Genomic DNA, 13085 nt, shown 5'->3' with positions numbered 1-13085 from the left:
CACGGGCTCTTGGGCGGTTTTGAACCAGCGCAATCGTCATCACAGAATGATCGCCTGCCGGAAGGTATCGGAAGGCTGGATGACCTTTCTTTTCAAGACTTCCAGACGCACGCAAAAACCCTATAGATTGTCTGCTTTAACACACCTTCGATTCTGAATGTTTCACACGTGAAACCGCCAGGCGACGCGATCGGATCAGTGATTCTGGCGGACTTCGTCACTATAGTGCAGGAACTCTGGAATCCTGCCGTAGGGGTTTGGATTCGCATCATAGAAATCTGGCAGCGGTGGCAAACTGAGTGACTCGCCCTGCCCCTGTTGCCAATAGCCCCACGCATTCAAGCGGATCGATTCGGTATCATTGAAGAGTTCAATGCGATCCAAGATGAACAGAATATGATCCGCGGCCACACTGTTCAGTGCCGACGTGAATGCTTGCTGTGACTCCAAGAAGTCACGAGCCACAACATTACCGATGTTGAGTTTAAGCTGCATCCGTGTACTGACCACTCGCTGATAGGCGAGCGCGGCACGCGCAACGGAGATCTCGTATTGATTGCGACGCAAACGCAACTGCCGAAGATCTTCACGGACTGCGAACTTGATTTCGTCTTCGTCCTGAATCAAGTTGCGTCGCGCTTGGTCATAATCGATCAACGTGGCCCGGTACACGTTTCGTTCGATCCGCCGATTCAGAGGCGTGTCCAACGCTAAACTCAACCGCGTCACGTTTCCATCAGCTGACGTATCCAGTGGATCACTCAAGATGCGATTGGCGCTCAGACGCTGCGAGACGCGAACATCTAAGATTGACTTCAAATCGTCAGCGGCCAATTTGATCTGACGTCGTTGATCTGCGAGATCACCCCGTGCATTGGCCAAATCCAAACGCTGATACAACGCCAGCAACATGGCTTCTTGTTGGTCGGGATCGGTTTGTCCCAGCGAACTGATCGAGCTGGATTCAATGCGATCAGCGAGTTCAAGCGTTTGCTCGACGGCCTGCTGAACCACTGCTTGCAACTCGGCGCTGTCGGCCGGCAGCACCTCTGCGGTCGCCTGCTGAACCAACGCTTCAGCTTGCTGGCCTAAATCAACCGCCATCTGAACCATCTGCTCGATCCGCTGCAATTGCTCACGCGGATCAGACTGATCCCAGGTGTCTTCCATCTGCTTCAGCTGCGCGATGGCCTGGCGAATCCGCCGGCCCATGGCCTGCAGTTGCTGGCTGTCGCCGCCGGCATCTGGCTGCATTCTGTTCTGCAGGCGGCGAAACCGAATGGCCCGCTGCGCTTGCACCAGCAAATCACCGGCCAGCTCTCTGGTTCGCTCGAAAGCAATCGGCGCCGACAACTGGAAACGCGGATCCGCTTCGATCTGTTGTAACTGGTCCGCCTTGATGTCACAGATCAAGCGAGATTCCAACAGTTTCAACTTGGCAGCCAACAGATCAATTTCCTGCTGCACTTGCTGGAGCCGCGCAGCGGGATCTACCTTTGCACGAATCTGCAAGGAGTCCTGCAAGTGACTGACCACGGCGCTGGCGCCATTGACCATCGCTTCGGTATCAATGACTCCTCCGTCTGCCTGATCGCCACGACGATCGGTTTCGCGCAGGGAACGCAAGGTTCGCATCACCAGTTGCCGCGCGACGGTCAATTGATCACTTGCCGTCAACGCTTCTAACTCGCTGAGATCCAAGTTGATCGGCATTTCGGGTGGCAAACCGATTTCTAGCTTGAGCGTATCGAGGTCTGACTCAAGCGCGTTACAGGCCCGGACGAGACTGCTGCGACTGCTGAGCGCGTTCTGCTCGAATTGATCCACCTGAACCAAGGTGGTGTTCTTGTCTTCCTGCCGAAATCGCTCGCGGCCTTCACGAAAGGCACGTAGGTTACTGAAATAGTCTTGCGAACTAATCTCGATGGCTCGATACGTCAGCAGCAAACGGTAGTACTCCGTTGCCAGATCAACGAACAGGCTGCGTTGAAAGCGAATCAAGTCGCGAGCTTCATAGATCACATTCCGCTCGGCCTGAGTTAAGTCTTCAAAGACCACATCGCGTTGAAAAATGGTTTGCTGAAATTCGAACAGCAAATCGGAACTCACGTTGGCTGCAAATCCGTTCGGCCCGTTGAACGTCAGCACCACATCGTTGGCAAATCCGGCTAAAAACTGCCCCGCAGTGGCGGTCGTTTTTGTGACTGCTGTCTCAGTCGGCACCAGCAAGCCGCTGCTACTGGCGCTATTGATCCGGGCATGCGTGTAGTCAAGCCCCGTCCCGTTTCCGCGAATCGTCGGCCTTAGCACGTAATCATAACGCTGAGTCGTCAGCGCCAGGGCGTTGCGAAACAAACGCTCCTTTTGCGTCTGCAACTGCCGCTGGTTGATCGTCGCCAGCTCGGCGATCATGGGCAACGTTAATCGCGGCGCATCACTCCGCATCGACAACATTTCTGCGGCACCCATCTCCGGAACCGTGCGCTGGAACTCTTGCTGAACGGAATCAAATTCCATCATCCGTGGCAAACAGCTGGTCGGCAGTTCTTGCCAGTACTGCAAGGGGATCGGCACGATCCGAAGGTCGGAGTCTTCGTCAGCCTCGTCGTCGTCTGCCTCGTCGCTGGATTCCGCTTCCTTGGATTCCCCATCCATTGCGGTCAGGTCCTGCGGCGTGCCAGCTGACGGGGGACCGGGCAGATCAGCAGACTGTAGCGCATCGTCTTCGGCGGCTTGCTGTCGAATCAGGTCTGCGAGGCGCTGCTCGCTGGTGATCCCAGGCGCTGCTGTGCTGGTCTCTGCTTCACTGGTCTCTGCTGGGTTGGTCTCTGTTTCAGCCAGCGGCACTTGATCACTCGGCGAGGCGATCTCGGCACGGGGCTGCCCCTGGGGAGTTGGAATCGCTTCAACTTGGCCAGCGGTAAAATCGCTCAGGGAGGCCTCAGCTGCAGTCATGCCGGGGGCGGAGGCCAAGTCAGGCAGCTGATAGCTGGAAAGCGTCGGCTGGGGCTCGGGTAACGCCGGACAGTCCGCCGGCGATGGATCATAGAACCGCGAACGAGGATCCACCTGCACTCCGGGCAGCGGTGGAATCGTGTAAGCCTCTTCGGCCTGTTTCTCTTGATAGATGTGAAACACGTCGCGGTCAGCGCGCAGCCGATACGCCGATCGTGAGCAGCCCGATGTCAGAGTTGTGATCAGCAACACAACCGAGACGACAGAGAACAGCTGACGGCGGTAACGACTGGTAAAGGAATCACGAAGACGGGACGAAACTGGCGCTATCATGCCGGTTGTATCGTCCGGCTGAAGGCCTTTTTATGACGGTAATTCGCGACAGAAGCATCGCACCAGTTAGGCAGACTTTTCCGGCACGGCAATCTGTTCAAAGAAGTGCGGCGGCTTACTGTTTGCGGAGTGCTTCAATCGGGCTCATCGACGCGGCTTTGTAAGCAGGGTAGACCCCAAACACAATCCCGGTCAGGACGCTGCATCCAAACGCCAAGAGCACCGCTCCCAGACTGGTCACCGTCGCCATGCCAGCAAACAGGGTGACACAGATCGGAATGGCGACTCCCAAGATCACGCCCAGCACACCGCCCATCGCTGAGAGCACGGTGGTTTCAACCAAAAACTGACGAATGATGTCGCGTTTCTTGGCACCAATCGCTCGGCGGATTCCGATCTCACGTGTTCGCTCGGTGACCGTGGCGAGCATGATGTTCATGATGCCGATCCCGCCCACCAACAACGAGATTCCGGCGATCGCAGCCAGCACCAGATTCCAGATTCGCTTCTCGTGGGCTGCCTGTGCCATCAATTCAACGGGCACAACCACTTGGTAGTCTTGCTTGCCACCATGTCGTTTTTCCAACAGCGTGCGAACCATGTTGGCAACGGGCACAACATTTCGGCTGCTGTCCGTTTGGTCGCCTGTCGCATGGACGGCCAGCGTGATTTCATTGAGCTCCACGCGATGAAATTCACGACTGCCGCGAGATCCCTCACGCTCATTGAAGCCAAAGATGGCAGCTCCGGTCGACAGCGGGATAAAGACATCGAAGTTCGAATCGCTGCCTTCACTTTGCCCCGATCGAGCCACTCCACTATCGGATGGCTCCATCACGCCAATGACTCGAAACGCAGTCCCGCGAATCAAAATGGCCTGCTCCAACGGATCCGAGATCCCGAACAGCTTCTGGGCTGCACCGTCGGCTAGAACAGCCACATTGGCCATGTTTTCAAGATCAGAATCCAGCAAGAATCGCCCGCGGGCAACGTTCATGATTCGCGTGGCTTGAAAGTTAGGTGTTGTCCCCAACAAACGTGCTTTGGCCATGCGTTGGCTCTGCCGAGCAACTTCGCCATGCTTGATCATCACCGGCACAACGTCTTTCTGCGTTGGCAAGGCATCGATTGATCGCAGATCACCGTAGGTCAGACCATAGGCGTTGATCTTGTACGTGCTAGTGGTCACCATCGCAGGCTGAGTGGCTGAAGAATCAGCACCCTCTTCTTGGCCGGCTGGTTGAATGGTGCGAACGATAACATTGTTGGCACCCATGCTACGAATCCGATCGAGCGCCTCTTGCTTGCTGCCTTCACCGATCGACAGCATCGCAATCACACTGGCAACACCCAAGATGGTGCCCAGCAGCGTCAAGCTACTGCGCAGCTTATGAAGCCACAGATTACGGGCTGAGAGTCGAAACGTTGTAAACCACATAAAGTGCCTCTCGAATGCAACGCCATAAGGTGCTGCCGAATTCAGTTCAGCCGCTGGGATCACCAGCCGCTGCCCACCCAATCAGTCGCTCAGAAGATCATTGTTTAACAGCTCATCGTCGAGCAGATCGTCAATGATCGAACGCGGGTTCAAGACGACCTCCGTCCCAATTTCCAGGCCGTCAGTGATTTCAACCACGGAATCATTCTGAGCACCGGTTTGCACTTTGGCAGGCGCCAGCTGCTGACCATTCTTCACAACCACCCAGGCTTGTTCATCACGCTCAATGACCGATTGCAACGGGACCGCCATGGCTTCGGGAATGGAATCGACCATGATTTCAGTGACTGCGGTCATCCCGGGTTTTAACTGAGTGACTTCATCGTCGATCAAAACCGTCGTGGCGTACACCTTCGTCGCACTGCCATACCAGCTGTTCTGCTCTGGCAGGACAGCGATTGAATGCACGGTGCCGGTGTAGTTTTTATCTGGAAACGCATCGACGGTGATCCGTGTTTTCATGCCCAGCTTGATCTGATCCAGGTCCGACTCATGCACGGTCGTTTGCACTTGCATGCGATCCAGAGCGGGCAAGGACATGAGGTGCTGTCGATAGCGTGCTGGCACGCCTTCGCGAATGGTCTCGGTCCGGCTGACCGCATATGCCACCATCCCATCTTCAGGAGCATAGATTTTGCACGCTGCCAGTTGATCGGTATATCGCAGCAAACGCTCTTCTTCTTTCTTCAACGATTCAGTGCGAGCTTTTAGAATGGCTTCCACCTGAGCCAGCTTGGCTTGGCTATTTCGTTCGACCTGCTGCAAGGATCGTTTGGCAGTTTCAAGTTTGCCGTTCAGTCGCAGCGACTCCATTTCGCGTTCATAGTTTTCCGTTCGCTTCAATGTTGCCAAGGTGGTTTGCAGTTTGTTTAACTGAACCGCGTACTGGCCTTCGGCTTGCAAGTACGAAAGCTCGCTCTTGCGGACTTCGTTTCGGTTCGCATAACCCAGCTTGAACAACGACTCAATGCCACGACGATCATCGCGTCGCAGAGCCAAGGTCGCCTGCGCTTCAAGAATCTGGTTGTTGATTTCCTCAATGGATCGCTTGATCTCTTCGACCGCTAACTTATGGGTGCCGCTCTCTTTGTCAGCGAACATCTTCAGTTCAAGCTCTGCTAACTGAACCGCCAGCACGGCGGCGGCCTGTTGGGTTTCGTTGACCACCAACTGGTTGTCATAGTTGGCCTGTGCTTGAATCTTCGTCGAACGAGCCTCTTCTGTTTCTAACATCTGCTCGTCTAACGCCTCTCGCATCGGCGCCGATTCAAGTTCAATCAACAGATCACCTTTCTTCACATCACTACCGTTAGGAATGATCCACAAGATCGGTGTGCCGTTGATTCCATCACGCTGGACATCTTCTACCATGCAGTGAATCTGACGATTGGTTTGACTCTGCAAGTTTCCCCGCTCAATCACGGTCACGTCGATATCACGACGGTCAACACGCTGAACCAGAATGGACTCCCCCACCTCTGCTTCATCTGCAAAGAAGAAGGAGGTGATCGAGAACCCCAACAACGGCAACGCCATCAAGCCTACCAACCACTGAACCGGGTTGATCAAGCCCTGCCTGGCATGGGGTTGAAGGCGCGAAGGAATGGTTTGGCATTGTTTCATGGTGCGACCTGCATCTGTCATCGATGTCATCATCAGCCCGTTACGTTGCTTCAGTTCGACGGTTGTCGAGGGAGCCCCGCCTGACGCAGGCTGTGCACAGAAAAACCAGTGACGCTGATGCGAGCAAAACGACTGATCCGACAGCCAATGGCCATCGATCACGTTTCAATTTTGCAGCCACAACAGCGGAAAGGGCACTTCTAAGTCAAGCAGCACACTCGCCAGAGTCAAAACTGACCAGGCACGAAGCTCAACAAACACAGTGCTGATCAAACTACCCGGTAAGACCAGGTTGTCATCAGCAAGGGATTCAGGTGGGATGTGTGGTAGGTAGGACAATCCGCAAGAAACAGACACTGCAAAGCAAGTCAACGAGTCGGGCGGAGTGCTAACCCTAAACTATACCTGAAGAAACAGGGCTGGCTCTAGTCTTTGTTCGCCGGGAAGCTGGAATTGCGACATCAGCAAAGGGGGATCCTTGAATTAATTTCCGAACGAAAAGTTGGCTTAGAGAAAGCCTAACGCCCAGCCTGCCTCGTTGCCGCACAAATCCACGGCCAAGGGCGGACGAACTTCCATTAGGAGCATTCTAGATCATCGCCTGCGCCCAACCATCCCCCCACGTTTAGTGGAAACGCAAAGGCATCAGATGCGAAAAAGATCGCCGCTGAGCCTCCTGAAACGCGGCCAGCGGCTTGATTGGCAGTTTCGCTGCCAATCAAGCCCGACAACGACGTTACATTATCAATTCATCGCCACCTGGTGTTTGTTGATGCCCTAGAGTTCACCTGCACCTAGAGAGGTAGGGAAACCTTGCGTCTCTGGCAGCTGAACCGAATCAACCCAACCATCGGCAAGCCCCCACGGAGCTACCTTGACCAGCGATGAGGCTGCGTCTGTTTTCACGCAGTTCGTCACAGCAGGGCAACGGTCACCCCCGGTAATTCAGCTAGCATCCACTTCGACAGACTGATACGAATACAATCCCTGACTGAGAAAACAACCACTTGACGGCTTGATCGCTTCATGGGTGACTTCCACATTCACATCACTAGCACACTCGGACTGCTGCTAGCGGCTAGCCTTGCCGCTGGTGTGTTGGCCGATCTGGTGCACCTGCCCAAGGTGACAGCCTACCTATTGGTCGGACTGTTGGTGGGGCCAAGTGCCTTGAACTTGGTGGAAGCAGAGCACGTTGACTTGTTTGAACCCCTGCTGCAACTGGCAATGGCGTTGGTGCTGTTCAACCTTGGCTGTGAGTTTACGTTTTCAAAAGTCCGACGCATTGCGCGGCACTGTCTGCCAATCTCCATCGCTGAAATTGGGTTCACCACCGGCGCCGTCGCGCTCTGCTTGATGATTTTTGGCGCCAGTTTGCCGAAGTCGATTCTGCTGGGCTGCTTAGCGGTTGCCACGGCGCCGGCGACCACGATTCTGGTGCTGAAGGAGTTTCGCTCTGAAGGCCCAGTGACCGAAAGCACGGGCTTCTTGGTCGCCCTGAATAACTTTGCCTGCATCGTGATGTTCGAGATTGCGCTGTTTGTCACCACCGCTTCACAAGACATTTCGGCCTTCTCGGCACTGCAAAACTTTGGCCAACTGATGCTGGACATCGCTGGATCGATCTTCCTGGGGATCGCCGGCGGATTAGTGATCAGCTATGGCTGTGGTTTCCTAGCAATGAAACGCTGGTTGGTGTTGTTGGTCGCTGCGGTCACTTTCTTGCATGGCGTGGACGAATCCTTTGACATTCCATACATGTTGACCTTCCTGATGATGGGAGTCACGGTCGCCAACACGTCAGACTACAAACAAAAGATCGTTGACGAACTGGATCACCTTTCGGGCTTAATGGCGGTCCTGTTCTTTGTCGTTCACGGGACACACCTTGACGCCCAGGCGTTCCTTGCCGTTGGCCTTTTGGGCGGGATCTACATTGCAGCTCGCATGGGTGGCAAGTGGCTGGGCGTTTACGTTGCCGCCAAAATGACACGGCAGCCCAAGGAGCTTCGCAGATGGGGTGGATCATGCCTGTTCTCACAAGCGGGTGCCGCCATTGGACTTTCCACCATCGCTGCGCACCGCATGCCAGAATTGGGTGGCGAGATTCAAACCATCATCCTCGGATCCGTGGTGGTGTTTGAAATCATCGGCCCCTTGTTCATTCGCAAAGCACTCTTGGAGACCGGTGAAATCCCGCTGGCACAAGCCATTCACCACACCAACCGCACACCGATGGAACAGCTCAATGCGCTGATCGATCGGTTTCGCACAGGACTCGATAGCGAGAGCAATCAAGCAACACCAACCTTTGAAACCAATGTTCAGGTCAAGGACCTGCTACGCAAAGCCAAAGGCATTCACCAAGGTGCCGACTTCGATGAAGTGATTTCCCACATCGAACACAGTCACGACAATACCTACCCAGTCGTTGACGACCAACTGCAAGTGGTAGGGATCATTCGCTATCAACTGCTAAGCAACGTGCTGTTCGATCACAGCGCCAACAAACTGGTTCGCGCCGAAGACTTGGCATCGGCTGCTGACGCTCTGCTGTACCTGGATGCTCCAGCATCGCGAGCGGTGGAGCTGTTTAACGAAGTTTCCGACGACTGCATCCCGGTGATCACACGCGAAGAACCCAACGAACTTTGCGGCGTGGTCCGTCGCAGCGATGTCATGCACGCTTTAATCACGCAGAACCGAAAACAGAAGAAAGGCAACAAAGGAAAGGGCAACGAGCCAACCGTCGCTGCCATGGACCCACCAAGCGGTGACTGAAAACGCCACAAGCACCCGCGTCGGAGGCATCCGCGCCAAAAGCAGAATGACTGACAGCGTCCGCGATGCTCAGTTCAAGTAGCCGCCAATCTTATCGCGAATCTCATCTCGAACGCGACGGAAGACCTGCATCTGCTGTTCATGATCGCCGGTCGCATCGGCAGGGTCATCAAACGGCCAATGCAAAACCTGACCTGCTCCCGGAAAAACGGGACACGACTCCTTGGCGTTATCGCATACCGTGACGACCACGTCCATTGGCTCTCCCAGGTATTGCTCAAGCGACTTGCTTTCGTAACTGGAGATGTCCAAGCCAATTTCAGAGGCGGCTTCAATTGCCAGCGGATGCACGTAGCCGCTCGGTTTCGAGCCAGCAGAAAAGCTCTCCCATTGCCCCTGGCCAAGGTCTTGCCAAATGGCTTGGGCCATCTGCGAGCGACAAGAATTTCCGGTACACAACACCAAGACGCGTTTCATTTTTTGTCCTTCAACATGAGACCAGGAACCATCGAGTGCGATGGTGCTGATCGACGAAAACCCCGTCAGCAGCCAATGCAGTAGGCAGCATTAAGACCCTAATCCAGATTTGGTGCAAGCCCCCGTCCAGCGAGGCACAGAACGCGAACACCCGTTGCAATCATGACTCGGTGGATGGCTTTTCCGGCTTGTTATCGGAGCGCAACAGGATCGCCAAGGGCGCCGCCAGCAAGCCTCCCAGAATGGGCCCGGCAACGTAAATCCAATACGCCGTCCAATCTCCGCCGACCAACGCCGGGCCGAAGGAACGCGCGGGGTTCATCGAGGCGCCGCTGATCGGGCCCCCAAAGAGCACTTCCAAAGTGATCACGCCACCGATCGCGATCCCCGCCGTGATGCCTTTTTCTTTCGCACCTTCACTAACATTTAACACAACAAACAGCAGCAAAAACGTCAGCAAGACCTCGGCGAGGAACGATTGCATCAACCCGCCGCTGGGCGCCGTGCCACCCAATGAGTCCGCATCGGGGAACAACACTCGAACCATCACGCTTCCCAAAACAGCACCAATCAATTGACACACAATGTACGGCGCGACCTGAGCACCGGGGAATCGGCCAGAGGCCCATAAGGTGACGGTCACCGAAGGATTGACATGAGCACCGGAGACATCGCCAATTGCGGAAATGATGGCGTAAACCACCAGCCCCCACACCAAGGCAATGCCCACCAAGGTCACCTCCGCATCGGTCTGTTGATCGACAACGACCACACCGGTTCCAAAGGCCACCAAGATGAAGGTGCCGACGATTTCTGCGAGATAGTTTTTCATTTCTTTCCGCCCAACAAGCTTGATTTGCACGTTCGTTGTGCTCTACAGATTTGGCCACTCAACCATAGTTCACACGAGACCACCGAACTGTCAATGGGGAGAACCCTTCGTTGCCTCGTGTAGCCAAGGGCTTTGGTGCGCGCAAGCACGCAACCTGCGAGACGATCACGGGCCAAGGTTAATTCACCGAAGCTGTCGCCCGCCACACGGGGCGCCGACAAGGAACCTCTATGGCAGATGCCTGGCTGCTTGTTTGAAATCCCCCTTGGCAACATGATCCACGATCAAATTGGCCACTGCATCGCTAATCGCCCCTGAACGTCGACCCGCCAGATAGCGAATGGGCAGGCTCAAGTCACTTACCTGGCCCACCGAACTTTGTCCCTGTTGATGGCGTGCTTGCTGAATCCACTTTAGATCACGCATTTCAAACTCGCGACTCGGCTCGATCTGCGTGCCTTCCCCCCAGTCGTTCCAGGTTGCAATCTGCACCATCAGCGGCTTTGATTCCATGGCGATCTTCCAAAGTTGCCGAAATGTCTGACCTTGTTGATCGGGAATCTCGGCATATCCGGGGCTGACCTTTGCTTGAGCGTAGATGTCAACAAAACGAGGAAAGACGACCGGCATGGCCAATGACCACTCCCTGCTCTGCTTGGAAAATCGCTCGGCTGCGCTAACGCCTTGATCGGGAATCGGCCAATCATAGGCGCCGCTGGCGCAAGGACGCGGGTGGTGTTCGCTCAAATAGACCAGCTTGGTACTGACCTGATCCAAACACTGCTGCCACTGCTGATTGCTTAACCCTGCATAGCCAAAAGACAGCAGCACGGGTTTGCCCTGATGTTTGACGTAATACGGTTGGCTCATCCAATGCTTGGCCAGCCAATCGATCTCTTTGACCGCATGCTGCACCATCTGGTCTGCGGGCAATCGTTTGCCATCGACCAGCGCCTTGACGGTTTGGTCTTCATAACAGATCACCAATCGCATGTCCAAACGCTTGACCTGTTCAACAAGCGCCATCGTACTGCGATGCAACTGCCCGTAGTCGCGGTAATCTGACAGTCCATACCAATCAACAATCACACCATCGATTCCAGCCACCTTCATCAGCATCAACTGACTGGCCAGAACATCCGGATCAGCGCTATCATAGGGCTCGATCGACGGATAGTAGTGCGAGGCGATGGGGCGACGACCATTGACCTGCTGATTGGGATCGAAATGGTTCATCGTCCAGTGCCACCCCCACTGAATCTTGGCCTGAGCGTTCTGGGGAACGGCAACGTCATCAGCGGGTTGCCGCTGATACCAAGGCATGTAGTGTGCCAACACCAACGGACGAACCACATCGCTGGACTGAGCATGTGAATCAGCGGGACACGCCACGGTAACGGTGAGCACAAACACCAGCGCAACAAACTTGGTTAGAACAGCATTCATCAACAGTCTCTAGACAAGGTGAAATGGAATCGGGCCGACGCCAGACGAGCGTTTCTTTCGCAGTTATAATACCAGGGTTGAAGCTCATCTGCCGGATCGCAACGGACTGCTGACGCGGGCAGGATACGCTGCAAAAACTGAATCCAGCCGCTTCTGGGCTGAACCGCCACAGGATGGCCGCCGATGAGTGGCCCACCGTCACAAATTAACCATCAAGTGACGCCCTCCCTTAAGGAACTCTCGCTATGACCTGCCGCCCTGTCGTGTTGCTTTGCCTACTGTTGTTGACCGGACTAACAAACGCTGCATTTGGCCAAGCATCGCCCAGTAGCCAAGCATCGCCCAGTAGCCAAGCTCAGCAAGAGCAGTACGAGCTGATTGAGAACATTGCCTACCGAGACGGCGAACAGCAAAGCGACTACATGCGTGAGCGTTGCAAACTGGATCTTTACCGTCCCGTGGGAATCAACAATTACCCCACCGTCGTCTGGTTTCACGGTGGTGGTCTGAAAGCGGGTTCCAAGTCGGTCCCCAAAGCTCTCAAAGAACAAGGCATCGCAGTTGTCGCGGTCAACTACCGCCTGTCCCCAAACGTCAAATCACCGGCGTACATCGAAGACGCCGCCGCGGCGGTTGCTTGGACCTTTCATCACATCGCCAAACATGGCGGTTCAGCAAAAAAGATCTTCGTCAGCGGGCACTCTGCCGGCGGCTACTTGACCAGCATGGTTGGCATGGACCAACGCTGGTTGGCCAAACATCACATTGACTGTGACAAGATCGCGGGACTGATTCCCTACAGCGGCCACAGCATCACTCACTTTACCATTCGTCAAGAACGCGGCCTGACGATTGAACAGCCAGTCGTTGACGACATGGCACCACTGTATCACGTTCGCAAAGACTGCCCGCCACTCCTGTTGATCACGGGTGATCGCGAGTTAGAAATGGCGGGCCGCTACGAAGAAACCGCTTACCTCTGGCGAATGATGCAGTTTGTCAAACATCCCGACACCACTCTGCATGAACTGGATGGTTACAACCACGGACAGATGGCCGAACCAGCACACCCGTTGCTGTTGCGATTTGTCCAGCAGCATAGCAAAGCGATTGACTCAAACAGCCAATCGCAATGATCCG

At 55.0% G+C, this 13085-nt stretch carries 8 protein-coding genes; 2 read left to right on the top strand and 6 right to left on the bottom strand.

All coding sequences use genetic code 11. From position 1 onward, the window contains the following. Window positions 1-195: 195 nt before the first annotated feature. From SV7mr_RS02485 to SV7mr_RS02475, 3 genes are all read right to left on the bottom strand, one after another. Window positions 196-3288, bottom strand: a complete 3093-nt coding sequence (locus SV7mr_RS02485) for a TolC family protein (protein ID WP_145268914.1) — start codon at window positions 3286-3288, stop codon at window positions 196-198. A 115-nt stretch (window positions 3289-3403) separates the two neighbouring features. After that, a complete protein-coding gene (locus SV7mr_RS02480) occupies window positions 3404-4726 on the bottom strand; it encodes an ABC transporter permease (protein ID WP_145268912.1) in 1323 nt (440 codons plus the stop codon). An 81-nt stretch (window positions 4727-4807) separates the two neighbouring features. Next, on the bottom strand, window positions 4808-6409 hold the full coding sequence (locus tag SV7mr_RS02475) for an efflux RND transporter periplasmic adaptor subunit (RefSeq protein WP_419187995.1): 1602 nt from the start codon (window positions 6407-6409) through the stop codon (window positions 4808-4810). A gap of 1026 nt (window positions 6410-7435) precedes the next feature. Here SV7mr_RS02475 and SV7mr_RS02470 point away from each other — a divergent pair. Beyond that, a complete protein-coding gene (locus SV7mr_RS02470) occupies window positions 7436-9190 on the top strand; it encodes a cation:proton antiporter domain-containing protein (protein WP_145268907.1) in 1755 nt (584 codons plus the stop codon). A 69-nt stretch (window positions 9191-9259) separates the two neighbouring features. On the opposite strand, the gene SV7mr_RS02465 is transcribed toward SV7mr_RS02470, so the two are convergent. From SV7mr_RS02465 to SV7mr_RS02455, 3 genes are all read right to left on the bottom strand, one after another. Continuing rightward, window positions 9260-9667 (bottom strand): arsenate reductase ArsC, encoded by a 408-nt coding sequence (locus SV7mr_RS02465; RefSeq protein WP_145268905.1) that lies wholly within the window; start codon window positions 9665-9667, stop codon window positions 9260-9262. A 160-nt stretch (window positions 9668-9827) separates the two neighbouring features. Then, on the bottom strand, window positions 9828-10499 hold the full coding sequence (locus SV7mr_RS02460; protein WP_145268903.1) for an MIP/aquaporin family protein: 672 nt from the start codon (window positions 10497-10499) through the stop codon (window positions 9828-9830). 228 nt (window positions 10500-10727) lie between these two features. Then, window positions 10728-11945, bottom strand: a complete 1218-nt coding sequence (locus SV7mr_RS02455; RefSeq protein WP_145268901.1) for a glycoside hydrolase family 99 protein — start codon at window positions 11943-11945, stop codon at window positions 10728-10730. A 245-nt stretch (window positions 11946-12190) separates the two neighbouring features. Here SV7mr_RS02455 and SV7mr_RS02450 point away from each other — a divergent pair, with 245 nt between their 5' ends. After that, window positions 12191-13081 (top strand): alpha/beta hydrolase, encoded by an 891-nt coding sequence (locus tag SV7mr_RS02450; RefSeq protein WP_145268899.1) that lies wholly within the window; start codon window positions 12191-12193, stop codon window positions 13079-13081. The last annotated feature ends 4 nt before the right edge of the window (window positions 13082-13085 follow it).

Source organism: Stieleria bergensis (genome assembly GCA_007745635.1).
Lineage (GTDB): Bacteria > Planctomycetota > Planctomycetia > Pirellulales > Pirellulaceae > Stieleria > Stieleria bergensis.
The sequence above is the reverse complement of the archived record's forward strand: the minus strand, read 5'-3'. Positions and strand labels throughout refer to the sequence as shown.